The sequence below is a fragment of the Aliirhizobium wenxiniae genome, from assembly GCF_019511445.1.
In the GTDB taxonomy this organism is placed as follows: Bacteria; Pseudomonadota; Alphaproteobacteria; order Rhizobiales; family Rhizobiaceae; genus Neorhizobium; species Neorhizobium wenxiniae_A.
The window spans coordinates 388,482-413,469 of the sequence record NZ_JAEUAN010000001.1 but is presented as its reverse complement, the minus strand read 5'-3'; the positions used below and the strand labels follow the sequence as shown (position 1 = coordinate 413,469).

Sequence of the window (24,988 nt, the reverse complement as noted above, 5' to 3'; positions counted from 1 at the left end):
GCCTGCACCACGGCCAAGATGTTTCTTGCCCGGTATTCACAGCCCTTTATAAAAACGATTGCGGCGCCCACAGGCGCCGCGATACTTCAATACGGCAGCGCTCGCCTTAGCTCAGCTTCGCCTTGATGACACCCGAAGCCTTGGCGAAATCCATCTGGCCGGCATAACGCTCGCGTAAGGTTGCCATGACCTTGCCCATGTCCTTCATTCCGGCAGCGCCGATTTCGGCGACGACGGCGGCAACGATCTCGTCGACCTTCTCATCGGAAAGCTGCTCCGGCATGAAAGCCTTCAGGACCGCGATCTCTTCGCGCTCCTGGGTGGCAAGCTCTGCGCGTCCCGCATCCTCGTAGATCTTCGCCGACTCTTCGCGCTGCTTCACCATCTTCTGCAGGATCTGCAGGATCTCGTCATCGGTGGCGGCATCCTTGCCGACGCCGCGATTGGCGATGTCGCGATCCTTGACCGCGCTCTGGATCAGACGAACGGTGGAAAGCCGGCGGCTGTCCTTCGCCTTCATGGCTTCCTTCATGGATTCGGTGAGCTTTTCGCGCATCATCTGAAGTATTCTCCGTCATGGCGGGCCGACACGTCCCGCAGCGCCCAAACGAGGGCCGTTGAAGCCGGTGATAGATCAGGCGACGGGACCGATCAATCTTTTCCCGCCAAACTGCGGCGATTGAGGGTGATTCTTTAACGGATGACATTGACCGCGCCTTGGCCTTTGTTTATTTTCCCACACCTGCACGACATTTGGATTTGAAGAGCCGCCGGCGATGACGCTTGCGCACTTTTCTGCGACAACATGAACCCCTGCAGCCTGTCTTCGCCGAGACGGGAACGATGGGTCAGAAGGATAGACATGACCGGCTCCGCTCCCTGGACACCTAAGAAGCCCACCGCCCTCCTCGTTCTCGCGGACGGCACCGTCATCGAAGGCACCGGCATCGGCGCGACCGGCAAGGTCCCGGCAGAAGTCGTGTTCAACACGGCGCTCACCGGCTACGAGGAAATCCTCACCGACCCTTCCTATCTCGGTCAGATCGTCACCTTCACCTTTCCCCATATCGGCAATATCGGCACCAATGACGAAGATATCGAAGACCTGACGCCTGCGGCACGCCGCGGCGCCGTCGGCACGATCTTCAAGGCCGACATCACCGATCCATCGAACTATCGTGCAGCAAAACATCTCGACGACTGGCTGAAGAGCCGCGGCATCATCGGCCTGTCCGGCATCGACACCCGCGCGTTGACCGCCTGGATCCGTGAGCATGGCGCACCCAACGCCGTCATCGCCCACGACCCGAATGGCGTCTTCGATATCGAGGCGCTCAAGGCCGAAGCCCGAGGCTGGAGCGGCCTTGAAGGTCTCGACCTCGCCAAGGAAGCCACATCCGGCCAGTCCTCGCAGTGGAGCGAAAAGCCGTGGGTCTGGAACGAAGGTTTCTCCGAGCTCAAGCCGGAAGACGCAAAGTACCACGTTGTCTGCATCGATTACGGCGTCAAGCGCAACATCCTGCGCCTGTTCACCGGCCTCGACTGCAAGGTCACGATCGTCCCGGCACAGACCTCCGCCGAAGACATTCTGGCGCTGAAGCCCGACGGCATCTTCCTGTCGAACGGCCCGGGTGACCCGGCCGCAACCGGCGAATACGCCGTTCCGGTGATCCAGGAGATCATCAAGACCGACATCCCGACCTTCGGCATCTGCCTAGGTCACCAGATGCTGGGCCTCGCACTCGGCGCCAAGACCGAAAAGATGCATCAGGGCCATCATGGCGCCAACCATCCGGTCAAGGACCACACGACGGGCAAGGTTGAGATCGTTTCGATGAACCATGGCTTCGCGGTCGACTCGAAGTCGCTGCCGCAAGGCGTTGAAGAGACTCACATCTCGCTGTTCGACGGCACGAATTGCGGCCTGCGCCTTTCCGGCAAGCCGGTCTTCTCCGTCCAGCATCACCCGGAAGCGTCTCCCGGCCCGCAGGACAGCCACTATCTCTTCCGTCGCTTCATCAATCTGGTGCGCGAAAAGAAGGGCGAACCGGCTCTCGCCGAACGCTGAGGCGGAGAGGATATTTCCCCTCACTTGCGATTTCTAACACTTAGCTAAAGCTAAGATGTTGAAATCGCTTTCTCTCCCACAAGGGGGAGAGATAGGAGAGAGCGCCGCAATCTCGGCGCCCTACCTCTCCCCTTTGTGGGAGAGGATACAAAATCAAGATCTTAGCCAAAGGCTAAGTCTTAGATTTTGTTGGTGAGGGGACGCCCCCATCCACCACTTCACCTCTTCACCAGCATCCAGAAACGGACGCACAGGAAGATCGCCGCAGCGGCAAGTCCCAGCACGAAGCCGAACCAGACGCCCTTGCCGCCGAGACCGAGCGGGAAGGCCAGGACATAGGCGCAGACGAAACCGATCGGCCAGTAGGCGATCAGCGCCAGGATCATCGGGACCTTCGTGTCCTTCAATCCGCGCAGCAGTCCCGCGCCGACAGCCTGCAGGCCATCGACCAGCTGGAATGCCCCGGCGATCACGATCAGCGGCGCGGCCAGCGCCAGCACTGCGGCGGCATCGGGCTGCGTCGTATCCAGAAACAGCCCACCCCAGAAGAACGGGAACGCCGCATAAAGCATGCTGCCGACGATCGCGAAGACGACGCTGACGACAAGGACCGCGATCCCTGCCCGCTTCACCCCGAGATCATCACCGCGACCATTTGCAAGCCCGACACGAACGGTCGCAACCTGCGCCAGTCCGAGCGGGATCATGAAGGCGATCGACGCCAATTGAAGTGCTATGCCGTGCGCCGCAAGCTCCAGCTTGCCGATCATTCCCATCAGCAGCGATGCAGCAGCAAAAAGGCTGGTTTCGGCCAGAATGGTGAAGCTGATCGGCAGGCCAAGATGAAAGACCTCACGAATGATCGGCCAGTCCGGACGCCAGAAGCGCACGAAAATCTCGTAGGATCGCGTCGTCTCGTGCATCTGCACATAGGCAACGATGATGACGAAACCAGTGACATTGGCGCAAACTGCGGCCAGCGCCGCGCCGTAAAGGCCGAGTTGCGGCGCGCCGAAATGACCGAAGATCGTCAGATAGGCGACCACGAAGTTCATCGCGAACATGCCGAGCGTGACATAGAGAACGATGCTGCCCTTCTCGAGCCCGGTTACGAAACTGCGGATGGCGAACAGGCCGAGCGCCGGGAACATGCCCCATTGCGCGATGCGCAGATACCCTTGAGCATTCGCCGCCACATCCGGCGCCTGGCCGAGCGCAAGCAGGATCGGCTCGGAAAACCAGAGGATCGGCGCCATCAGGGCGCAATAGGCGATGACGACCCAGAGCCCCATGCGAACCGCACGCCGCACACCCACCTTGTCATGATGGCCAAGCGCCTGCGCAACCAGCGGAATGACGGCGCTGGTAAAGCCCGTGCCGAAAATGAAGACGATGAAGAATACCTGCGTGGCAATGACCACGGAGGCAAGCTCGGTCGTGCCGAGCCAACCGACGAGGATGACGTCGGTCGTGTGGATCGCCATTTGCGCCAGCTGCGCGCCGACAAGCGGGATCCCCAGAGCAAACGTGGCGCGCAGATGCCCGGCCCAGGAGCTTTCCCGGCTTTCGATTGCGACCGTGTTGAGCGAACTCGACATTTCAAACCTCGATAAAAGAAAAGGCCGCTTCCAGAAAATGGTCAGCGGCGCAGCACTTTGCCTATAAAGGCGGCAGGTTTTTCGGGCAAGGCTGGTGGCCCATCCAGCAGTTTTTGTGCGGCTTACTTCACGAAACCTGATGGGTCGGGGTCACGGCTGCGGTATCTCGCGATATCCGCGCAACGAACACGATTGCCGCGAAAGCCATGAAGATAGCCGCCATCAGGTAAGGCGCTCCGGCAAATTCAACGATAGCGCGCTCTCCCGTAAAACCGCTGAAAAGCTGTGTAAACAGGGCCGGTCCGATGATTGTCGTCAAGCTGAAGAGGCTGGTCAGCGCACCCGACAATTCCCCTTGCGCAGATGCCCCCACCTTGGCCGAAGCAATACTGCGAAGCGCAGGTTCCGCAACGTTTTCCACCGTGGTCAGCAGGATCACCACGTATACCATCCAGCCTTGCCAGGAAAGAGCGTAACCGATCAGTCCGAGGCAGGAAAAAGAAACCCCAAGCACCGTCGTGCGCCACTCCCCCAGGACCGGTATCAGTCGCGGCAGGACAAACGCCGTGACCAAAGCCGCGCAGATACCGAACACGCCGAGCGACATGCCGATTTCCGCTTCGCCCCAACCATAACGATAGGTGGCGACGAAAGACCAAACGGACGGATAAACGGCATGGGCCAGCCAATAGAGAAACATCACCAGCAATATCCAGCCGATGCCGGGGTAATGGCGCATTTGACGCAGCGCCCCGAACGGGTTCGCTCGCCGCCAGTCGAAGGCTCGGCGATTGTGCCGCTCCAGTGTTTCCGGCAGCAGAAACCATGCCGCGACAAAGTTGGCGAGTGACAGCAGACCGGCCCCGAGAAACGGTACGCGCGGCCCGAATTCGCCCAGCAGTCCGCCGATCACGGGCCCGATCGTGAAGCCGACACCGAAAGCGATGCCGATAAGGCCGAAATTGCGTGCCCGCGTCCGGTCGTCGCTGATATCGGCGATATAGGCGGAACAGGTCGCAAAACTGCCGCCCGAAAATCCGGCCAGGGCACGGCCGATAAAAAGCATCCAGAAACTGGTTGCGGCGGCGCAGATAAGATTGTCGATGGCGAAGGTCAACACCGAAATGAGCAGGATCGGTCGGCGCCCAAACCGATCGGACAAATTGCCGATCAGCGGGGCAAACAGGAACTGCATTGCCGAATAAATGAGGAGAAGCCAGCCTCCGTCGATCGCCGCGTCGCTGACGTTATCTCCCGTCAATTCCTGCAGGAAGGCAGGCAGGACGGGCATGATGATCGCGATACCGATCACATCCAGGAACAGGATCATGAAGACGAGGAACAGACCACGTCGAACGGATTTTGCTTCGAGCATCGAATGCATCTCTCAACTTCTCGCGCTGACAAGGCGCTCGGATCGCCACTCATCCTGCATAGCGAAAAAAGAAACCAGGAACAATGAGGGAACATTTGAAAGTTTTTGATGCGATTGATCACGGAATCGCGGCTATATCATTCGGCAACCATGGGGCGAATTTGATGATTGAATTGATCTTTCAGGGCATATTGATCGGCATTGGGGCAACGGTGCTGATGGATGTCTGGGCGCTTATCCTGCATTTCGTTTACCAGCAGCCGAAGCCGAACTGGGCGCCTGCAGGCCGTTGGTTCCGACATCTGGCCAACGGCAAGGTCTTTCACGACAGCATTTCGGCCGCAGAGCCCTATCGCCACGAATTGGCGCTCGGCTGGATCGGCCACTACGCCGTGGGCATCCTTTATGGCGTCATTCTTGTCCTGATCATGGGGCCGGAATGGATGCGCTCCCCGACCTTTCTTCCCGCCTGGATCCTCGGCATCGTCACGATCGGCGCCGGCTGGTTCCTGATGCAGCCTGGCATGGGCCTCGGCTGGGCGGCATCGAAGACGCCCAACCCGAAGAAAGTTCGGCTTCTGAATTTTGCCGCTCACACGGTTTTCGCGCTCGGACTTTACGGAACAGCGCTACTGATCCGCTGATATCCGACTGAACGCCATCGTCTGAACCGCATAAGACGACGGCAACCTGGGCCCGATCCGCCGTACCATCTCAAGCAGACCTGTCGTCGTTGACTTCCCGTTTATCACGACGACTTAACATGGGCGCGCAATACCCTTGCCCGACGTTGAAGAACATTCTGCGTCGGCGAACAGATGGCGGTTCAGGATGCGACTGAGTACGATCACTCATCTTGCCTACGCGGTAACTCTCGTTCTCACGGCCATATCGGCCTCCACCTTCATATTGTCCGCAAGAAGCGCGTCGCAGGAGCGCACGGCGATCCAGCAACATCTTGAGCTGGATGATCTGGCTGAAGAACTGGCCATTGTCGCCGAGAGCCGCACGGACGAGGCACGACTTTACGTCATGCGCGGCGATGAACAGCATCTGGCGCGGTTCTACGTCGACGACGATCAGGAAGGACATCTTGAAGACGGTATCGCAAAGCTGTCCAACCTCGGCATCTCGCCGGAAGAAAAGGCGATGTTCGACCGCATTCGAAATGCGGCAGATGCGATCGACAAGATAGAGAAGGAAGCCATCAGCGCCTATCGCGCCGGCCGGCAGAGTGACGCGCAACAGGCCCTTTTCGGCGACGAACATTACCGCCTGCAGACCGACCTCCTGAAGCAGGTAGAACAGGTAAGAGCCAGCGTTACCGCACGTTCGCAGGTCGCAGTGGACGCGGCCAAGGCCCGAAGCGATTTCTTCGGCAACATCGCGAAATCCATGCTGGTTCTGACGGCCCTGATGTTTCTCGCCGTCCTCTACTTCGTCCTGAGCCGGCGCGTGGCGCTGCCGCTGATCCGGATGAGCAATGTCGTTACCCGGCTGGCACGCCAGGAGTATGACGTCGAGGTACTGGACGATGGGAGGCGCGATGAGATCGGCGAAATGAACCACGCCATCCAGATTTTTCGCAACAATGGCCTGGAAAGGGAGCGCCTCGACGCCGAGCGTCGCAAGGACCAGCGCATGAAGGACCTGATGCTGCAGATGATGCATCGGGTGCAGGCCTGTCAGAACCAGGAGGAACTCTCGGACGTCGTCTCGCGCTTCATGCCGCAGATTTTTCCGGACGCTGCCGGTCACCTGTTCATCCTGAGGGAACAGGGCTCGAACCTTCAATCGCTGGGGCAGTGGCTGAACCCGGAGGCATCCGAACTGAATTTCTCGATCGACGATTGCTGGGCGCTGAGGCGCGGACGCCCGCATGTGAGCGAACCCGATGGCGATGATGTCATCTGCCATCACGTTCACATGGCGAAAAACAGCAATCTCTGCATTCCGCTGACCGCACTCGGAGAGATTGTCGGGCTTCTCCACCTTGAGACAGCAGTCGGCAATCACACGTCACAGGCAGATCGCCTCTATCTCGAACTTCTGGCCGAAAACGTCGGCCTCGCCGTTGCCAACCTCCAGCTTCGGCATCGCCTTGTCGGCATGGCCAAACGCGACGCGCTGACTGGCCTGATGAACCGTCGCTCTCTCGACGAGACACTCAATCGGCTTGTCGACGAACCTGCAGCCCCGCTTGCATGTTTGATGATCGATATCGACCACTTCAAGCGCTTCAACGACCAGTTCGGCCATGATGCCGGGGACGCCGTCATGCAGTATGTCGCACGTATCCTGTCGGAGGTTGTGACCGGCAGGGGCGACGTGTTCCGCTTCGGCGGCGAGGAATTCACCGTTCTCCTGCCGGGCTTGAGTGCGGCGGATGCCGAGAAGATCGCCGAGCAGCTGAGGCAGTCCGTCGAAAGCTCTCCCCTGTCCTATCGTGGACGCCTGCTCGATCCCGTCACCATTTCCCTTGGCATTTCGACATCCCCACAAGACGGCACCGTATCGAGCGTATTGGAACGGGCAGATCGCGCCCTGCTTTCGGCCAAGAGAAACGGTCGCAACCGATGGGTCAAGGACGGCGCTCCTGATCAGCAATGAGCCCGGACGGCAGCCAAAACCGGGAAGCATAACCCCGCCAGTTTCACTCGAGGATGATTTCGGCCGCGACGAAAAAACACGCCTGCAATTTCAGACTTTTGCAGGAATGCTGCGCGATTTTCATCCTCGCCCCGCAAGCTTCCGCCACAATCAGTACGTCATCGGGCGGGAAACCGGGTTCGCGAACCGGAAGTCCTCAACGGGTTAAAAACCTGGTTTTCGATGATGGCCGCGAATGCCGGAATGACGGGAATTGACAAGTCTCGTGAGGAAAGCAGCAAACGGCCGGGGCAGGCAAATGCCTACCACCAAACCATTATATAAGACGCCTGCCCCACTCCCGCATATATGAAACCCCGCCGGCCAACCCGGCAGGGTGCAATCTGCTGCGTGAAAATGCGTGGTCGCAGCCTCTTAGACATCCCCGGAGAACGTATCGCAGGCATTCATGTTGCCGCTGTCGAAACCGCGCTTGAACCAGCGCATCCGCTGAGCCGACGTCCCGTGGTTGAAGCTTTCCGGCACGACATAGCCTTGCGTCCGTTTCTGCAGCGTATCGTCGCCGATCTGCTGCGCGGCGTTGAGCGCCTCCTCGAGGTCACCCTGGCTGAGAAACCCCTTCTGGTCCGTTCGCTTGCCCCACACACCGGCAAAGCAATCCGCCTGCAGCTCCACCCGCACCGACATCTGGTTCGCCTCGGCCTCGCTCATCCGCTGGCGCATCTGGTTGAATTTCGGCAGCACGCCGATCAGGTTCTGCACATGATGACCGACCTCGTGAGCAATCACATAGGCTTCGGCGAAATCGCCGGATGCACCGAAACGCTGCGAGAGTTCGTTGAAGAAAGTCGTATCGAGATAAAGCTTTCGGTCACCCGGGCAATAGAATGGTCCGGAAGCCGAGGACGCAAAGCCGCAGGCCGAGCGAACCTGTCCGGAAAACAGCACCAGCGTCGGATCCTGATAGGTCTGGCCTGCAGATTGGAAGATTTCGCTCCATGTGTCTTCCGTGTCGGCGAGAACCGTGCGCACGAAGGCGGTCATCTCGTCATTGGCAGGGGTTCCGGGCTGCGATTGCTGCTGTGTGCTGCCGCCGCCATCGAACCCGATATCGCCACCCGAAAGCAGCGTCAGCGGGTTGATGCCGGTGATCCAGCAGATGATCAGCACGACGACGATGCCGCCGATGCTCAGGCCACCGCCACCCCGGCGCCCGCCGCCGATCGGAATACGCATGCCTCCACGGCCGAAAGGGCTTCCTCCCATGGAGGCCCCGCGCTGATCCTCGACATTATCCGACTGCCGGCGACCCTTCCACTCCATCGTGCCCACTCCTCGGCGGCTCTATGTATTAACAACGGACAATATAGCGCAACGGCGAGGAAAGGCGATGAGGGATTGGTGAAATGCCCTCACGCCACCCGCAGCTGTTTCTTGCTGGGGAGAAACACCGTCAGCAGGCCGATTGCCGGCAGGAAAGAGCAGACGCCATAGACGAAGATGATCCCGTGGCTATCGGCAAGCACGCCGAGCACTGCGGCCGCGATACCACCGACACCGAAAGCGATACCGAAGAAGATACCGGCAATCATGCCCACACGTCCCGGTACCAGTTCCTGCGCCATGACGATGATCGCCGGGAAGGACGAGGCCATGATGAAGCCGATGATCGCCGAAAGCACGATCGTGACCGGAAGGTTGGCATAGGGCATGGCGAGCGTGAAAGGCAGCACGCCGAGGATCGACACCCAGATCACCACTTTCGAGCCGAACCGATCACCGATCGGACCACCAACGACGGTGCCGAGCGCGACGGCACCGAGGAACACGAACAACATGATCTGCGACATCTGCACCGAAACGCCGAAACGCTCGATGGCGAAGAAGGTGTAATAGCTGCTGATAGAAGCCATATAGGCGTTCTTCGAGAATGTCAGGATCGTCAGCACGATCAGCGCCATGACGACCGTGTTCTTCGACAGGTTATGGGCACCGAGAACCTTCTTCTTTCCCTTGTTGGCGGCCATATGCGCCTTGTACCAGCGCGCGATCCAGGTGAGCACGATGATGCCGAGAAGGGCCATGCCGGAAAACCAGCCGACGCTGCCCTGCCCCATCGGCACGATGATAAAGGCGGCGAGCAGCGGCCCGATCGACTGGCCAAAATTGCCGCCGACCTGGAACGTCGCCTGCGCGAAACCGTAACGACCACCAGCGGCAAGCCGCGCGACACGCGAGGCTTCCGGGTGGAATACGGCCGACCCGATGCCGACGAGACCTGCGGCAATCACCAGTATGGCGTAGGTCGGCGCCCAGGCAAGCAGGATCAGCCCGAAGAAAGTCGATGCCATGCCGATCGGCAGCGAATAGGGATAGGGCCTCTTGTCGGTGACGATGCCGATCACCGGCTGCAAAAGCGAGGCCGTGCACTGGAAAGCCAGCGTCAGGATGCCGATCTGCCAGAAGTCCAGATGGAAGTCTGCCTTCAGCATCGGATAGATCGCCGAAATCATCGATTGCATGATGTCGTTGAGCATATGGCAGAAACTTGCCGCCAGAATGATCGGCAGAACGGTTTTTTCTGCGACGGCACTCGCCGCCGGCGTTGCCGCGGTTTTGGATATTGCATCGGCCATGAGTATTCCTCCGCGCAAGCGGATGCCGTCTCAGATGCCACCGCCGCAAATATTCTTGATGAACGGCAGGAATAGTACCGCTCGGTTCGATTGTCCATGACAGCTTTGGCGCAAGCGGTACGGTTAAGCGTCACGCTCCATCGGATCGCGGCCTCTTTCTATGAAGAGGCCGGCACCGACACGGTAATTGGCTCGGCACGTGTCCGCTGCGACCAATATCGCGAGACTGCCGCCGTTCCATAAAAGGCGGCCACAACCACAGCCATAGAGACATAGCCATCGATGGCGTAATGCCAGCCGAGATAGACCGAACTGATCTGGATACACGCGACATAAGCGAAGGCCGCAGCGCCCAGACGTCGAGAATATTCATTCAGAAACAGGGCATTGAGCGTGATCAACCCGACATGGATGCTGGGAAAGGCGGATATGCCGCTACCGAAACCGGTGTCGCCGCTTTCATGAAGATCCCATAGATAGGCCTGATAAGCCGCCGCCGAATTCGCCCCTTGGCTACGGTTCAGGAATGCGACCAGATCAGCAAAGCGCGCATGATCTCCGACGACTTCGCCATAGAAGACCGGTCCCGCCGAAAGAAACAGTCCTGCCAGGATATTGCCGCAGCCGATCCAGACGAAGGCAAACATCAACAGATAGCGCTTGCGGATACCATCGGCAGACGGCGATGTCGCGACGAAGAAAAGCGCCCCGAAACACAGGATAAACCAAACAATACCATAGTTGAAATCGATGACGAGACGGACCCAGTCGCGCGCCATGAACGAGTGGAGCCAGATCCAGGGATCGGTACCGAAGTGCAGCCAGGCATCGAAATCGGCCTGCTCACGATCGACCAGAAAACCGCCGCGCAGGACCGGCAGCATGTTTTTGATGGACGTAAAGCTGCCCTGGAAGAACATCAGCACTCCCAGCAACAATACTCCGGAAACAAGGCCGGCGATCCGCTTGGGCGAAAAGACGCGCCGGAGCGCCAAAAGGCGGCGGCGATCAAAGCGGTGGATCACCAGCGTAAAATCGAAAATGATCGCAGCCATCGGCATGATGAAAAGAAAAAGCTTCGTCCATTGGTCGAAGTATAGAGCGTGCGACAGCATGGGAAACGAGCTATCACTCCATGCAAGACATATTGCAATCAACGTATACAAGAATGTTATCATATAGAAATAACAGTCCGATCGCATACGAAAAAACACCCTTTTGGCGATAGCCAAAAGAATTGAACCAGGATTTCTACTAAACATGACTCAGCCCCCAGCCAAGAATAACTCATAGAAACTGAAAACACCCCGACAATCCAAGTATTCCCCAGCAGTTAACGATTAATTATACGCCTGCAGACAATCCGCCATGTTTCCTGTCGATTTGCCGATTTATGGGGTTCTCATAGGCTCCACATTTGCCTATAAGCCGCGTCTAGCCAGAAAAATGATGCGCACGTGACCCGACCGGAGCTTCTATGCCCCGTGCCGGTTTTTCGCGCAGACTAAAGAGCGGATAGAGACCATGCCAAAGCGCCAAGACCTGAAATCGATCCTCATCATCGGCGCGGGTCCGATCGTTATCGGCCAGGCATGTGAATTCGACTATTCCGGCACTCAGGCCTGCAAGGCGCTGAAGGAAGAGGGTTACCGGGTCATTCTGGTCAACTCCAACCCGGCAACGATCATGACCGATCCGGGCCTTGCCGACGCAACCTACGTTGAGCCGATCACCCCGGAAGTCGTGGCAAAGATCATCGCCAAGGAACGCCCGGACGCGCTTCTGCCGACCATGGGCGGCCAGACGGCGCTCAACACCGCGCTTTCCCTGAAGCGCATGGGCGTTCTCGACCGCTACAATGTCGAAATGATCGGCGCCAAGCCGGAGGCCATCGACAAGGCCGAAGACCGCGCACTGTTCCGCGAGGCGATGGCCAAGATCGGCCTTGAAACGCCGAAGTCGATGCTTGCCAACGCCACCGAGATCAAGGACGCCGATCGCAAGAAGCACGAAGCCGCCCGCGCAGAACTGAAGGGCAAGCTGTCCGGCGCCGAACTCGACAAGGCACTCGACACACTGGAAAACCAGTGGAACCTCGGTGAAAGCGACCGCAAGCAGCGCTACATGGCGCATGCCATGGCAATCGGCGCACAGGCGCTCGATGTCGTCGGCCTGCCCGCCATCATCCGCCCGTCGTTCACGCTCGGCGGCACCGGCGGCGGCATTGCCTATAACCGCTCGGAATTCTTCGAGATCGTCGGCTCCGGCCTCGACGCCTCCCCGACCACCGAAGTGCTGATCGAAGAATCGGTTCTCGGCTGGAAGGAATACGAGATGGAAGTCATCCGCGATAAGGCGGATAACTGCATCATCATCTGCTCGATCGAAAACATCGATCCGATGGGCGTCCATACGGGCGATTCGATCACCGTCGCGCCGGCCCTGACGCTGACCGACAAGGAATACCAGATCATGCGTAACGCCTCGATCGCGGTCCTGCGCGAGATCGGCGTTGAAACCGGCGGCTCGAACGTCCAGTTCGCTGTCAACCCCGCTGACGGCCGCCTCGTCGTCATCGAAATGAACCCGCGCGTCTCGCGCTCGTCGGCACTGGCTTCGAAGGCCACCGGCTTCCCGATCGCCAAGGTCGCGGCCAAGCTTGCCATCGGCTACACGCTGGACGAATTGGACAACGACATCACCGGTGGCGCAACGCCTGCCTCGTTCGAACCGTCGATCGACTACGTCGTCACCAAGATTCCGCGCTTCGCCTTCGAAAAGTTCCCGGGCGCCTCGCCGGTCCTGACCACCGCGATGAAGTCGGTCGGTGAAGTCATGGCGATCGGCCGCACCTTTGCTGAATCGCTGCAGAAGGCTCTGCGCGGCATGGAAACGGGCCTGACCGGCCTCGACGAGATCGAAATCCCCGGTTACGACGACGGCGAAGACAAGCACAACGCCATCCGCGCTGCGATCGGCACACCGACGCCGGACCGCCTGCGTCAGGTTGCCCAGGCGCTGCGCCTCGGCATGTCGGAAGCCGACGTTCACGAAAGCTGCAAGATCGATCCGTGGTTCATCGCCCAGTTCAAGGCGATCGTCGACATGGAAGAGCGCGTGCGCGAACACGGCCTGCCGACCGATGCGGAAAACCTGCGCATGCTGAAGGCCATGGGCTTCTCCGACGCCCGCCTCGCCTCGCTGACCCACAAGCGCCCGAAGGAAGTTGCCGAACTGCGCAACTCCTTGAACGTCAAGCCGGTCTTCAAGCGCATCGACACCTGCGCTGCCGAATTCGCTTCGCCCACCGCCTACATGTACTCGACCTATGAGACGCCTTTCGTCGGCGAACTGCGCTCGGAAGCCGAAGTCTCTGCCGCCAAGAAGGTCGTCATCCTCGGCGGTGGCCCGAACCGTATCGGCCAGGGCATCGAGTTCGACTATTGCTGCTGCCACGCCGCCTTCGCGCTGAAGGATGCAGGCTATGAAGCGATCATGATCAACTGCAACCCGGAAACGGTTTCCACCGACTACGACACCTCTGACCGCCTCTATTTCGAGCCGCTGACGGCCGAAGACGTCATCGAAATCCTCCGCGCAGAGCAGGAAAAGGGCGAAGTTGTCGGCGTCATCGTCCAGTTCGGCGGCCAGACCCCGCTGAAGCTTGCCGAAGCGCTGGAAAAGAACGGTATCCCGATCCTAGGCACGGCGCCGGACATGATCGACCTTGCCGAAGACCGCGACCGGTTCCAGAAGCTTCTGATGAAGCTCGACCTGACGCAGCCGAACAACGGCATCGCCTACTCGGTCGAACAGGCACGCACCGTGGCTTCCGAAATCGGTTTCCCGCTGGTCGTGCGTCCTTCCTACGTTCTGGGTGGCCGCGCCATGCAGATCATCCATCAGGAAAGCCAGCTGCAGACCTACCTGCTCGACACGGTTCCGGAACTGGTGCCGGAAGACATCAAGCAGCGTTACCCGAACGACAAGACCGGCCAGATCAACACCCTGCTCGGCAAGAACCCGCTCCTCTTCGATAGCTATCTGTCGAACGCCATCGAAGTGGACGTCGATTGCCTCTGCGATGGTACCGATGTCTTCGTTGCCGGCATCATGGAACATATTGAGGAAGCCGGTATCCATTCGGGTGACAGTGCCTGCTCGCTGCCGCCGCGCACGCTGTCGTCCGAGATGATCGACGAGCTGGAACGCCAGTCCAAGGCCATGGCCAAGGCATTGAACGTTGTCGGCCTGATGAACGTCCAGTTCGCCATCAAGGACGGCACGGTCTACGTTCTCGAAGTCAACCCGCGCGCCTCGCGTACGGTACCCTTCGTGGCCAAGACGATCGGTGCGCCGATCGCCAAGATCGCCGCCCGCGCCATGGCCGGAGAAAAGCTCGATCCGGTCTTCAAGGCCTACGGCACGAAGCCCGACCCGCGCAACCTGAAGCATATCGCGGTCAAGGAAGCCGTCTTCCCGTTCGCCCGCTTCCCCGGCGTCGATACGCTGCTTGGGCCCGAAATGCGCTCGACCGGCGAAGTCATCGGCCTCGATACCGATTTCGCGCTGGCCTTCGCCAAGAGCCAGCTCGGCGCCGGCGTCGAATTGCCGCGTGAAGGCACGGTCTTCGTCTCCGTCCGCGATAGCGACAAGACCCGCGTTCTTCCGGCAATCAAGATCCTCACCGAGATTGGCTTCAAGGTTCTCGCCACCGGCGGCACCCAGCGCTTCCTTGCCGACAATGGCATCGAGGCCGTGAAGATCAACAAGGTGCTCGAAGGCCGCCCGCATATCGAGGACGCCATCCGCAACCGCCAGGTTCAGATCGTCATCAACACGACGGACGGCAACAAGGCGGTCTCGGACAGCAAGTCTCTGCGCCGCGCCACGCTGATGCAGAAGGTGCCTTACTACACCACAATGGCTGGCGCCGAAGCCGCTGCCATGGCGATCAAGGCGCTCAAGGCCGGCAGCCTCGAAGTCCGCCCGCTGCAGGCCTATTTCTAAGCGATATCGGAGTCGGTCAGCATCCAGTTGACCGGCTCTTTTTCCCTCCGCTATTTACCCGGTTGAGAGATATACCGGACGCCGAAACGGAGGCCGACCATGACCGATGCTGTGAACCGCTCGCTGATCATCGAGAACGAGCGCATCTTCGCCACTGACCGCGCCACGCTTTTCAGGGCGTTTTCCGATCCCCGCCTACTCGAAAAATGGTGGGGACCGCACGGCTTCACCAATCGCGTGGAGCGCTTCGATTTCGTCAACGGCGGCACATGGGTGATCGTCATGACCTCCTCCAGCGACACGGACTTCAAAAATCACTGGACCTTCGAGGAGATCCGCCAGGACGAGCGGATCGCCGCCTTCCACCACGGCCCGAAGCACGCCTTCGGGCTGGAGATCGGCTACCATGATGACGCAGAAGGCACCCGCCTCACCTGGCGCATGAGCTTCGAAGACACGGAGCAAAATCGCGAGATCGAAAAATTCCTCTCAGCCGCCAACGAACAGAATTTCGATCGGCTGGAGGCAGTCCTGACTTCGGTCGCGACCACCTTCAGGTCGCCACGTTAATCCTGCTTGTTGCCAGCATGTAAGTGGTGCCCTGCGGTGCTTACTCCGAGCGGATGAACGCACGCGCAGACATAGATAGACGTAATATTTCCCGCCGTTATCGTGCCGAAATGGGACAATCTCCAACCCCGACGATACAAAATCATTTTACGTAAAGCGAACGATCGAAGAACAGATGCACCAAATGAGAGCGATTAAATTGACTTTCATCCAATAGTAGTATTGGCATTTAAGCTTATACGGATGGAGGGCATCATGAATTCCGAACCTTCGTGGCTAGCGACCAATTATCATGTGATCCTTGGCCTTACTCCAGTGGTTATCGGCGCGCTGCTCCTCCTCGCCGCGGTCGTGGCGATCGTGCGAAATCAGCTTACGGTGCCATTGCTTGGAGCTGTCTTCTTCGGCGCCGCGCTATGCGGTTCGGCGGTCTTTTCCAGTATTTCTTGGAGCAAAGATGAAGGCAAGATCGAAACGATTGCCGGAGCGCTATCGAAGGCCGGCAATGCTGTTGATGACAACAAGAGGGCAATAAAAGAGGTCCGCGACGCACTCGACATCCTCAAGACACAGGTCAACGAGATTGCGCTTGCACTGCCGGCTACCGGATCATCGAACGATCCATCCAGCGCACCCGCACTTGATCTGAGCATCATCCAAGAGAATTTTCAGAAATTTGACGGGAAGATCAAAACCATCGACCAAGCCATCATCTCAAGTGGAGGACAATTGAAGGGGCTGAATGATACGCTCCAGACAATTGCACCGCCCAGATAGTTTGGAAGTATTTGCCTTCAGCCGCACCGTCGCCATTCTAACGTTTTTCATCTCGTCGGAGCAGGTTCATGTCGAAGAACATCGTCATCCTGTTCGACGGCACGTCGAACGAAATTTCGGCCGACCGCACCAATATCCTGAGGCTGTTCGGTGCGCTGGAACGGTCGGACAAGCAGATCGTCTATTACGATCCCGGTGTCGGCACATTCGGCGCCAACAATGCCTGGTCAAAGCTCTATCGCGATACGGTCGAGGTCTGGGGACTGGCGACCGGCTGGGGCATGGATGAGAACGTCAAGGAGGCCTACCGTTTCCTGATCGAAAACTACGACCCCGGCACCAAGGACGATAGCGGCAGCTACAAGGATCGCGACCGCATCTACATCTTCGGCTTCAGCCGTGGCGCCTATACCGCCCGTGTGCTCGCCGGCTTCATCCACGCGCTGGGTTTCATGAGCCGCACGCATCTGAACCTCTTGGATTACGCCTACAACACCTACAAGGGCATTCCCGCACAAGAAGAGATCGACCGCGACATGGTACAGGAGGGCGAGAACCGCTCCGCCTTCGCTTCCATGCGCCTTTACGAGCGAACCCTGCGCACCGGCCGCCCGCCGATAAAACTGCTCGGCCTGTTCGACACGGTCGCCTCGGTGATCGAACCCGGCAAACACTGGCTGCAGATGAAGACACATCCCTTCACGGCGAAAAACCCGAGCGTCGAATATGTACGCCATGCCGTCGCCATCGACGAACGCCGCACCATGTTCCAGCCGGAGCTCTGGGTGCCCGATCAGGATTATCGCGGCAGCCCGTTCAAGAAGGTCAAGGCCAGGCAGAATTTCCGCGAAGTCTGGTTTTCCGGCGTCCACGGCGATGTCGGCGGCGGCTATCCGGAAGCGGAAAGCGGACAGGTGAAAATCCCGCTAGACTGGATGATCTGCGAGACAAAAGAGACCGGCCTCCTCTACCGCACACAAACGGTCAACGACATCGTGCTCGGAGAGCGTAACAACAAATATGTGAAACTGAACCCGACGACTGCCCTGCACAATTCCATGAATATCGGCTGGAAGCTTCTCGAATATCTGCCGCGACGTGTGCCGGAAAACTCCTGGCGCAAGCGCGGCGACCGCAGGTCGGTCTATATTCCGCTGAAGGATTACCGACTGGTGCCGAATGGCGCACTGCTGCATGAAACGGTGAAAACACGTGTCGAGGCAGGCAGCTACATTCCTGCCAACCTGCCGCAGGATCCCGTTTACGTCAATTGACAGCTTGCCTTCTGGATGAGCCGGTGATCGGCCGCCTCCACTTGCGTAAAGGCGGCCATGGCCCATCATGGACCACATTCATCCGGAAACATCCCGGAGGAATTTCCACATCAGAAGTGACGCCAAGGCCAAGCTGGTCCACATCGCCAATGCGACGTAGACGGACATGATCAGACTTGCGACGCGCCTCGTCATGCGACGGCACCTCCAAGGGTTGGTCCTGCAGCGAAACTAGGCAGGAAACTTCCGATTGTCTCGCGACATGCCCTGCAAACGTTAAGGTTATAGGGCGACAGCAGAAGGATTTTGTTCCCGTTGTCTCGCATCGCACCATCTACGCTCCGAAATGATACTGCAGCGCAGCATTGCCCTGTGCATAACCGTTTGGCACTCACATCAGCCGCTGCACAGCCGCCAGATCCTCGCGGAAACGCATAAGCTCATCGCGCCTTTGCCCCTCGTCTGGAATGCGTAGCAGATAGGACGGGTGAACGGTCACGAACAGCGTCTTGCCCCCCTCCATCGCGATCGGTTCACTTCTGACATCGTCGAGCTTCTGTCGCATGTCGGTCAGCGCAAACAATGCCGACGCCCCCATCGCCACGATCAACCTGGGCTTCACCAGTTCTATTTCCTGGGTCAACCACCAACGACATTGTCGGATCTCCCCCATATTCGGCTTCTGGTGGATGCGCCGCTTGCCGCGCGGCTGGTATTTGAAGTGCTTCACCGCATTGGTGATGTAGAGCTGGTCGCGCTCGATACCGACCGCCTTCAGCGTGTCGTTGAACAATTGCCCCGCCGGCCCGACGAATGGCCGTCCTGCCAGATCTTCCTGATCCCCCGGCTGCTCGCCGATCACCATCACTTGAGCATCCGCCGGCCCCTCGCCAAACACCGTCTGGGTGGCAAGGCAATGGATATCGCAGCGGGTGCAATGGCGCGCTTCCTCCCGCACGCCAGCGAGCGTACCTGCTGCGGGACGCGGTGCCACAGGAACCTTGGAAGCCGCCTCCTGGATGCGGTGGTGATAAGGCAGTGGCTCGCTTGCCTGCCGTGCCGCCATTTCCAGAACGCTCGCCTCGGCCTTGGCGATCATGCCCGGAATGAGCTCCGCCTCCGGCAGGTTTTTCCAGTATTTCTTCGGCATCTCGGTCGTCATCATCTTCACCTTCAGCCGCGCCGGATTGAAGATGGAAGAGTAATAAGTGCGCCAGAGATCGTCGGTGTCGTCGCGAAGATCTGGCTTTGGGGCCGGATCGTCGCTTGTCCTCAGCGTCTCGCCATCCCAGGACGCAGACCCTTTCGGCGTGACGATCAGCCAGTCCATATCGGTAAATCGCCGCTGAAAAAATGGCGCCACGCGGGCAACGATGAAATGATCGGGCTCGAACCACGACACGAAACGCCGTCGCCCGACGTCCCCCTCCGGCAGCGGCAACTCCTTGAACCGCACGAAGGCCGTCATCTTGTGATAGTCGCGCCCGACCGATTTCGCCAACCGCCGGGCCGCTGTCACATCAGGGTCGGACGCCATGTTCAGCAGGCCACGCGAATGGAAGAGCCTGAACAGCAGCCGGTAGAGAAGCGCAAACCGCGTCGGATCGGAATGACAGACAACCGCCTCCGCCAGCTTGATGAACGAGGGCTGCACAGAGATTTTCGGTGGAGGATCTGCCGGCTGCGGCAGCCGGTTGTCGTCGAAGCCGAACAGGCCGTCGGCATCATCCATCGTCCGCCATTCAATATATTCCGGAGCGATACCGGCCATCATGAAACCACGGGCGGCCTCCCGCCACTCGTTGACATCGCCCCGCCCCCGCAAGGAATAGCGAAACATCATAATAGCGACAGTTGCTCCGGCTTGGGTTGAAACATGGCCCGAAGATCCGATCGATCGACCAGTCGGTGCGGCGTCCAGCCATCACAGACGATAAACGGCTGTACCTTCCTGAGCGACACGCCAAGCCGCTTCAGATCATCGAGCCTCAGCCTGCGAAAACGCCGCGATGAGACAATACCCTTGACTGTCTTGGTGCCGAAACCCGGCACTCTGAGCAGTATCTCCCGATCAGCCCGATTGATGTCGACAGGAAACCGCTCGCGGTGGGACAACGCCCATGCAAGCTTTGGGTCGAGATCAAGATCCAGCATGCCGCCTTCCCGCCCCGACGTTATTTCGCCGATATCGAAACCATAAAAGCGATAAAGCCAGTCGGCCTGATAGAGGCGATGCTCGCGCATCAAGGGCGGCTTGATCAGCGGCAGATTCTTCGACGAATCGGGAATGGGACTGAAAGCCGAATAATACACGCGCTTGAGGCCGTAGCTTCCATAGAGCCGCGCACTCGTGCCGAGGATGGTTGTATCACTGGCGCCATCTGCGCCGACGATCATCTGGGTGCTCTGCCCCGCCGGCGCGAATTTTTTCCGTCTTTTCGTCTGCAGCGTCGGCTCCGCCATCTCCTCGATCTTCAGCCGCAAATTGCCCATCGAACGGCGAATATTGTCCGGCTGTTTTTCCGGTGCAAATCGTCCGATCCCGGCATCGGTGGGCAACTCGATATTGATCGACAACCGGTCTGCATAAAGCCCGGCTTCCTCGATCAGATGCGCCGAGGCTTCAGGGATAGACTTGAGATGGATATAGCCACGAAAATTATGGACTGTGCGAAGCTCACGGGCAATCCGCACCATTTCCTCCATCGTATGATCCGACGAGCGAATAATTCCCGACGATAAAAACAGCCCCTCGATGTAGTTGCGGCGGTAAAATTCCAGCGTCAGCCAGATCACCTCTTCCGGCGTAAAACGGGCGCGTTCCACATTGCTGGAAGACCGGTTGATGCAATAGGCGCAATCATAGATGCAGAAGTTGGTGAGCAGGATTTTCAGAAGCGAGATGCATCGCCCATCCGGCGCATAGGCATGGCAAATGCCCGATCCCTCGGTCGAACCCAGCCCGCCGCTTGCAGACGAATCACGCTTCACCGTCCCGCTTGAGGCGCAGGAAGCATCATATTTCGCGGCGTCCGAAAGGATCGCCAACCGTTCTTTCAGCGACTTCTTCATAGCATTTGTTCTGTATATGTTCTTTTCCTCATGGTCAAGAGATTGACAAACGGGCGCGGTTCACATCACATGGCAGAAGCGGGAGATATGGCATGATTTCGAAATTCCTCGTGAGAGACATCGAAATTCTGATATAGTGACCCTACATTTTGACGCTGCGATGGTTCCGAAGTTCACGCTCCGGAACCTGTTTCTTTTTGTGTTCGCGGCATCCGCGGATACACCCCTGAAGGACAAGAAAATGGTTGAAAAGGTACCGATGACGCAGAACGGCTTCGTCCAGCTGCAGGAAGAGCTGCGCTGGAGACAGCAGGAGGAGCGTCCCCGTATCATCGAAGCGATTGCGGAAGCGCGCGCCCATGGCGACCTTTCGGAAAACGCCGAGTATCATGCTGCCAAGGAAGCACAGAGCCATAACGAAGGCCGCATCACCGAACTGGAAGATCTGACCGCCCGCGCGGAAGTCATCGACCTTTCCAAGATGTCCGGTTCCAAGGTCAAATTCGGCGCCACGGTGAAGCTGGTCGACGAAGATACCGACGAGGAAAAGACCTACCAGATCGTCGGCGACCAGGAAGCCGATGTGAAGGCCGGCCGTATCTCGATCTCTTCCCCGATCGCCCGCGCGATGATCGGCAAGGAAGCCGGCGAATCGATCGAAGTCGTCGCTCCAGGCGGCTCCAAGGCCTACGAAATCCTTTCCGTTTCCTGGGGCTGATAGCCGTGGCCGAGGGCCAAGAGAATAGCATTCACATTCCGGCAGTCGTCGACATCAGCGAAGTGGAGGTCATCGCACCGAACTTCAAACGGCGGCTGTCCGGCGTGACGAGCACGATCATCCAGCTGGTTCCAGTCCAACGCGCCCTTGGATACAAGGTCGCAGCACTTGGGCCTGGCCTGCCGGAAACCATCGCGCATATCCGCTTTCGCGATCTGATTTGCCTGTGGCGCCGCCCGCGCAGTGGAAAAACACGTGTCTGGCACGCCCGCCGCAATGTCGAAATGCTGCCGGCAATTTTCATGCGCGATATTCTGCGCATGCCGTTGAAGATCGTCTTCACCTCGGCCTCACAACGCCGCCATACCGGCTGGACGAAATGGCTGGTCTCCAGGATGGATGCAGTCGTCGCCACCAGCGGACGCACGGCGACCTATCTCAACGTGCCAAACACCGTCGTCATGCACGGCATCGACACGAAGCGCTTTTCGCCACCACAGGACAAGGCCGCCGCCCGCGCGGCGCTAGGCCTCGATCCCGCCCAAAAATTCGTCGGCTGTTTCGGCCGGGTGCGCCATCAGAAAGGCACGGACCTCTTCGTCGACACGATGTTGGCGCTTCTGCCCACGCGTCCGGACTGGACCGCCATTATCGCCGGTCGCGCCACCGGTCCGCATGTCGACTATGAAAAGCAGTTGATCGAGAAAATCGCCAAGGCCGGCCTTGCCGACCGCATCCTGTTTGTCGGCGAACACACCAATATCAACGACTGGTACCGCACGCTCGATCTCTTCGTTGCCCCGCAACGCTGGGAAGGTTTTGGCCTCACCCCACTCGAAGCCATGGCAACCGCCGTTCCCGTCGTCGCCACCGATGTCGGCGCTTTTCCGGAACTGATCATCACAGGTGAAGCAGAAACCGGCACAGTCATCACGGCAACCCTCGACGCCATGGTATCGGCAACGGCGGCATTCATGGACGATGACGCACGCCGCGAGGCGGCCAGCGCCCACGCTCTGGATCACGTGGCGGCGAACTTCAGTATCGAGGGCGAAGTGCGGCGGCTGGGAGAGGTTTATGAGAGTGCCTCCCGCCCACCAGCCATCAGATAAGTAATGGCCGCCCACATTGAATGCGGTCGCAACATCAGTCGCGGCGCGCAAAGCGGTCGTCATAGACAAGCCCACACTGTCGGAGAGCCGATATTTTCGAGAAATTCGAAAGCCTGATGTTTTCCTCTCGGCAAACTGTCTTGGCGAGCACGATATGATCGAGGATACGTTTTTGCCCCTCGACAAGGCCGCTCTTCGCCATGTCTCCAGCCTTTTCGTAAAATCTAGGATCCCCAGCATTCGAAATATCAATGCCGAAAAAGCCGATTTCTTCCGGCCTGCAATATATTGCGAACTGAAGCGCACTGATCACGACTGAGCCTCCCTGGAACACGCCTCGTAGCGGATCCATAGAAATACCCACTGAACTGGCCTCGTCCAGACGGACAAAATCAAAACCGGCGATCTCTACTTCATCTCGGCGCCTTGCGCGGTAGGGTTTACGAATATCGTCGATCAGGATGACTCGCCGCTCGATTAGCCAGCTTTTATCGATTTCGCAAATCGCCCGGATTACACTGGTCGAAAAAAGACATATGTTTTCTTGGGCGATCTTCTCACGCATCAAATCAAAGTGGCGCCATACAAATCGCTCATCTTCGATTGCCACAGCCAAAGGCCGCGATATGGGGCCACCAATCAGTTTGATGGCACCGTTTAGAAGAACGCAGGTCTTTGGCTCAGCAAGACTTAAATCGTTCTCTCCTATGGAGGGGCCTGAGCCGACAACATAAATTATTGAGCTCAAATCCGCCTTCAGCACCGAGGGATGTAGCAATTGTGTAACGACCTTGCCGCGGTAGTGAATTTCACCGGCATCATCCGTCCTTTTGGGAATTTCAATCGATAACCCTGGCAACCAGTCCTGGGCATGCCGCCATGTTTTTCCGCCAAAGACGGCTATGACCAGCTTCGCTATGGATCGCCACAGTGGTCGTTCAGACACGCGTCTCATGCGTCACGCCTTCGTATTTTCATGCTGCCCTTCCGAACAATCCAAAAAATCCAAACGAATTGCCGTGAGAATAAACAGCGCCTTGAGGTGGTCATCGCTTGATACGGCGATAGCACCCGACCTAAATGTCGCCCTGATGAGTCTCGTTAAAACCGTATCGCGAAAGGTATCGTCCATATGCTTAGAGCCGTCATATTGAACGACACTCGCGGTGACAACCATTTTGGCTGCTTCCGGGTGATGCGGATCATTGAGGAAAATCTTGCAAGCCGAGGCATCTCCGTTTGTGCACGTAGCTTGGTCCGCAACGAATGGGAAAAAGACAGAAACTTTCTTTCAACGATGGCAACAAGTGACTTGGTTGTCATCAATGGCGAAGGCACTCTGCATCACGGCGCAAAAGCCGGAGAGAGGCTCCTTAAGGTCGTTAACCACCCGGCTCGTGGCCATAAGCCGGTAGTACTAATCAATGCGCTTTACCAAGAAAATCCGGCGACCTGGAACGAATATCTGGAAAAAATGGCTTTGATTGCAACCCGAGATTCCTGGAGTGCAGAATCCGTTCGTCAGCAAATCGGTGGCCAGGTTGATTTCGTTCCAGACCTGTCGCTTGCGGAGGGCTTGCTTATTGGGCGGCCCGACAAAAGAGATCTGCTGATGATCGGGGATTCCGTTTCTAGAGAAATCTCGAAGGAACTCTTGGCGATTGCCATGAGTCGCCCAGATGCACGCCTTTTACCCATCACAAGGACGATCAAGGCAAGCAAGCCGCACCTTCCTGAGCCGCTAAAGGCAATGCGCGAAGCCTATATTCAAATTCACTCCAGGGGTTTTGCCAGACGTTACAGAAATGTCCTGTTTAACAAGACTGAAAGCGAGTTCATCGAAGATCTGAAGCGGGCTTATCTTCATGTGACCGGCCGCTTTCACTCCATCTGTTTTTGCCTGTTTACACAGACACCATTCGTGGCACTCGACTCGAACTCATGGAAGATCGAAGCGTTATTGAATGATCTCGAGTTGGGAAGAAGCAGGCTTGTAAACTTGTCCGCTCTACGCGAACGACTGTTGGACACCGGTAATCAAGCCTACTCGGATGAAGAAATCCGGAAAATCGAAAAGGGCCTCGCCGATTGCAAGATCAGGGCAAGCCAACTCTTCGACAAGGTTCGGGATATTGCCGAAAAAACGAAGGGATAGTTCGTGGCAACGC

At 58.2% G+C, this 24,988-nt stretch carries 20 protein-coding genes; 10 read left to right on the top strand and 10 right to left on the bottom strand.

The features are described from left to right. Nucleotides 1–106: 106 nt before the first annotated feature. Nucleotides 107–559, bottom strand: coding sequence for a GatB/YqeY domain-containing protein (locus JNB91_RS02085; protein ID WP_220323844.1), 453 nt, complete (start codon nt 557–559; stop codon nt 107–109). 303 nt (nt 560–862) lie between these two features. Between JNB91_RS02085 and carA the strand changes: the two genes are divergently transcribed. Continuing rightward, complete coding sequence (gene carA, locus JNB91_RS02080) at nt 863–2,068, top strand: glutamine-hydrolyzing carbamoyl-phosphate synthase small subunit (RefSeq protein WP_220323843.1); 1,206 nt, start codon at nt 863–865, stop codon at nt 2,066–2,068. Nucleotides 2,069–2,286: 218 nt separating this feature from the next. Here the strand turns inward: carA and JNB91_RS02075 are convergent, their stop codons facing one another. Together JNB91_RS02075 and JNB91_RS02070 are read right to left on the bottom strand one after the other, a co-directional pair. Beyond that, the gene (locus JNB91_RS02075; protein ID WP_220323842.1) at nt 2,287–3,666 is read right to left on the bottom strand and encodes an MATE family efflux transporter; all 1,380 of its coding nucleotides are present in this window, start codon (nt 3,664–3,666) and stop codon (nt 2,287–2,289) included. Nucleotides 3,667–3,793: 127 nt separating this feature from the next. Then, on the bottom strand, nt 3,794–5,041 hold the full coding sequence (locus JNB91_RS02070; RefSeq protein ID WP_220323841.1) for a TCR/Tet family MFS transporter: 1,248 nt from the start codon (nt 5,039–5,041) through the stop codon (nt 3,794–3,796). A 164-nt stretch (nt 5,042–5,205) separates the two neighbouring features. Here JNB91_RS02070 and JNB91_RS02065 point away from each other — a divergent pair, with 164 nt between their 5' ends. Both JNB91_RS02065 and JNB91_RS02060 read left to right on the top strand, forming a co-directional pair. Then, the gene (locus tag JNB91_RS02065) at nt 5,206–5,685 is read left to right on the top strand and encodes a DUF2938 domain-containing protein (RefSeq protein ID WP_220323840.1); all 480 of its coding nucleotides are present in this window, start codon (nt 5,206–5,208) and stop codon (nt 5,683–5,685) included. Between the two features lie 187 nt (nt 5,686–5,872). Continuing rightward, complete coding sequence (locus JNB91_RS02060) at nt 5,873–7,651, top strand: diguanylate cyclase (RefSeq protein WP_220323839.1); 1,779 nt, start codon at nt 5,873–5,875, stop codon at nt 7,649–7,651. Nucleotides 7,652–8,065: 414 nt separating this feature from the next. On the opposite strand, the gene ypfJ is transcribed toward JNB91_RS02060, so the two are convergent. From ypfJ to JNB91_RS02045, 3 genes are all read right to left on the bottom strand, one after another. Further along, nucleotides 8,066–8,974, bottom strand: a complete 909-nt coding sequence (ypfJ, locus tag JNB91_RS02055; RefSeq protein WP_220323838.1) for a KPN_02809 family neutral zinc metallopeptidase — start codon at nt 8,972–8,974, stop codon at nt 8,066–8,068. A gap of 89 nt (nt 8,975–9,063) precedes the next feature. After that, on the bottom strand, nt 9,064–10,287 hold the full coding sequence (locus tag JNB91_RS02050; RefSeq protein ID WP_220323837.1) for an MFS transporter: 1,224 nt from the start codon (nt 10,285–10,287) through the stop codon (nt 9,064–9,066). Between the two features lie 158 nt (nt 10,288–10,445). Further along, nucleotides 10,446–11,549, bottom strand: coding sequence for a phosphatase PAP2 family protein (locus JNB91_RS02045; protein WP_220323836.1), 1,104 nt, complete (start codon nt 11,547–11,549; stop codon nt 10,446–10,448). A 262-nt stretch (nt 11,550–11,811) separates the two neighbouring features. Between JNB91_RS02045 and carB the strand changes: the two genes are divergently transcribed. The 4 genes from carB to JNB91_RS02025 all read left to right on the top strand — a co-directional run bounded on the left by carB (nt 11,812) and on the right by JNB91_RS02025 (nt 17,918). Then, the gene (carB, locus tag JNB91_RS02040; protein WP_220323835.1) at nt 11,812–15,297 is read left to right on the top strand and encodes a carbamoyl-phosphate synthase large subunit; all 3,486 of its coding nucleotides are present in this window, start codon (nt 11,812–11,814) and stop codon (nt 15,295–15,297) included. Between the two features lie 99 nt (nt 15,298–15,396). Beyond that, entirely contained in the window at nt 15,397–15,867 is a 471-nt protein-coding gene (locus tag JNB91_RS02035; protein ID WP_220323834.1) for an SRPBCC domain-containing protein, read from the top strand. A 255-nt stretch (nt 15,868–16,122) separates the two neighbouring features. Then, a complete protein-coding gene (locus tag JNB91_RS02030; RefSeq protein WP_220323833.1) occupies nt 16,123–16,644 on the top strand; it encodes a hypothetical protein in 522 nt (173 codons plus the stop codon). A gap of 68 nt (nt 16,645–16,712) precedes the next feature. Next, nucleotides 16,713–17,918, top strand: coding sequence for a T6SS phospholipase effector Tle1-like catalytic domain-containing protein (locus JNB91_RS02025; RefSeq protein ID WP_220323832.1), 1,206 nt, complete (start codon nt 16,713–16,715; stop codon nt 17,916–17,918). 391 nt (nt 17,919–18,309) lie between these two features. On the opposite strand, the gene JNB91_RS02020 is transcribed toward JNB91_RS02025, so the two are convergent. Both JNB91_RS02020 and JNB91_RS02015 read right to left on the bottom strand, forming a co-directional pair. Continuing rightward, on the bottom strand, nt 18,310–19,758 hold the full coding sequence (locus JNB91_RS02020) for a UdgX family uracil-DNA binding protein (RefSeq protein ID WP_220323831.1): 1,449 nt from the start codon (nt 19,756–19,758) through the stop codon (nt 18,310–18,312). Further along, a complete protein-coding gene (locus tag JNB91_RS02015; RefSeq protein WP_220323830.1) occupies nt 19,758–20,990 on the bottom strand; it encodes a putative DNA modification/repair radical SAM protein in 1,233 nt (410 codons plus the stop codon). Before JNB91_RS02015 ends, JNB91_RS02020 begins: the two co-directional genes overlap by 1 nt. A 241-nt stretch (nt 20,991–21,231) precedes the next feature. Here JNB91_RS02015 and greA point away from each other — a divergent pair, with 241 nt between their 5' ends. Beyond that, nucleotides 21,232–21,708 (top strand): transcription elongation factor GreA, encoded by a 477-nt coding sequence (gene greA, locus JNB91_RS02010; protein ID WP_220323829.1) that lies wholly within the window; start codon nt 21,232–21,234, stop codon nt 21,706–21,708. A gap of 5 nt (nt 21,709–21,713) precedes the next feature. Continuing rightward, complete coding sequence (locus JNB91_RS02005; RefSeq protein WP_346269243.1) at nt 21,714–22,820, top strand: glycosyltransferase family 4 protein; 1,107 nt, start codon at nt 21,714–21,716, stop codon at nt 22,818–22,820. Nucleotides 22,821–22,854: 34 nt separating this feature from the next. On the opposite strand, the gene JNB91_RS02000 is transcribed toward JNB91_RS02005, so the two are convergent. Both JNB91_RS02000 and JNB91_RS01995 read right to left on the bottom strand, forming a co-directional pair. After that, on the bottom strand, nt 22,855–23,775 hold the full coding sequence (locus JNB91_RS02000) for a glycosyl transferase (protein ID WP_222857418.1): 921 nt from the start codon (nt 23,773–23,775) through the stop codon (nt 22,855–22,857). A gap of 3 nt (nt 23,776–23,778) precedes the next feature. Next, the gene (locus JNB91_RS01995) at nt 23,779–23,997 is read right to left on the bottom strand and encodes a hypothetical protein (RefSeq protein ID WP_220323828.1); all 219 of its coding nucleotides are present in this window, start codon (nt 23,995–23,997) and stop codon (nt 23,779–23,781) included. 18 nt (nt 23,998–24,015) lie between these two features. On the opposite strand from JNB91_RS01995, the gene JNB91_RS01990 reads away from it, so the two are divergent. After that, the gene (locus JNB91_RS01990) at nt 24,016–24,975 is read left to right on the top strand and encodes a polysaccharide pyruvyl transferase family protein (RefSeq protein ID WP_220323827.1); all 960 of its coding nucleotides are present in this window, start codon (nt 24,016–24,018) and stop codon (nt 24,973–24,975) included. Nucleotides 24,976–24,988 lie beyond the last annotated feature (13 nt).

Excerpts from the sequence above, each read along its gene's own strand:
- JNB91_RS02085 (WP_220323844.1), bottom strand. The coding sequence starts at position 559 with ATGATGCGCGAAAAGCTCACCGAATCCATGAAGGAAGCCATGAAGGCG.
- carA (WP_220323843.1), top strand. The coding sequence starts at position 863 with ATGACCGGCTCCGCTCCCTGGACACCTAAGAAGCCCACCGCCCTCCTC.
- JNB91_RS02075 (WP_220323842.1), bottom strand. The coding sequence starts at position 3,666 with ATGTCGAGTTCGCTCAACACGGTCGCAATCGAAAGCCGGGAAAGCTCC.
- JNB91_RS02070 (WP_220323841.1), bottom strand. The coding sequence starts at position 5,041 with ATGCTCGAAGCAAAATCCGTTCGACGTGGTCTGTTCCTCGTCTTCATG.
- JNB91_RS02065 (WP_220323840.1), top strand. The coding sequence starts at position 5,206 with ATGATTGAATTGATCTTTCAGGGCATATTGATCGGCATTGGGGCAACG.
- JNB91_RS02060 (WP_220323839.1), top strand. The coding sequence starts at position 5,873 with ATGCGACTGAGTACGATCACTCATCTTGCCTACGCGGTAACTCTCGTT.
- ypfJ (WP_220323838.1), bottom strand. The coding sequence starts at position 8,974 with ATGGAGTGGAAGGGTCGCCGGCAGTCGGATAATGTCGAGGATCAGCGC.
- JNB91_RS02050 (WP_220323837.1), bottom strand. The coding sequence starts at position 10,287 with ATGGCCGATGCAATATCCAAAACCGCGGCAACGCCGGCGGCGAGTGCC.
- JNB91_RS02045 (WP_220323836.1), bottom strand. The coding sequence starts at position 11,549 with ATGTTTAGTAGAAATCCTGGTTCAATTCTTTTGGCTATCGCCAAAAGG.
- carB (WP_220323835.1), top strand. The coding sequence starts at position 11,812 with ATGCCAAAGCGCCAAGACCTGAAATCGATCCTCATCATCGGCGCGGGT.
- JNB91_RS02035 (WP_220323834.1), top strand. The coding sequence starts at position 15,397 with ATGACCGATGCTGTGAACCGCTCGCTGATCATCGAGAACGAGCGCATC.
- JNB91_RS02030 (WP_220323833.1), top strand. The coding sequence starts at position 16,123 with ATGAATTCCGAACCTTCGTGGCTAGCGACCAATTATCATGTGATCCTT.
- JNB91_RS02025 (WP_220323832.1), top strand. The coding sequence starts at position 16,713 with ATGTCGAAGAACATCGTCATCCTGTTCGACGGCACGTCGAACGAAATT.
- JNB91_RS02020 (WP_220323831.1), bottom strand. The coding sequence starts at position 19,758 with ATGTTTCGCTATTCCTTGCGGGGGCGGGGCGATGTCAACGAGTGGCGG.
- JNB91_RS02015 (WP_220323830.1), bottom strand. The coding sequence starts at position 20,990 with ATGAAGAAGTCGCTGAAAGAACGGTTGGCGATCCTTTCGGACGCCGCG.
- greA (WP_220323829.1), top strand. The coding sequence starts at position 21,232 with ATGGTTGAAAAGGTACCGATGACGCAGAACGGCTTCGTCCAGCTGCAG.
- JNB91_RS02000 (WP_222857418.1), bottom strand. The coding sequence starts at position 23,775 with ATGAGACGCGTGTCTGAACGACCACTGTGGCGATCCATAGCGAAGCTG.
- JNB91_RS01995 (WP_220323828.1), bottom strand. The coding sequence starts at position 23,997 with ATGGTTGTCACCGCGAGTGTCGTTCAATATGACGGCTCTAAGCATATG.
- JNB91_RS01990 (WP_220323827.1), top strand. The coding sequence starts at position 24,016 with ATGCGGATCATTGAGGAAAATCTTGCAAGCCGAGGCATCTCCGTTTGT.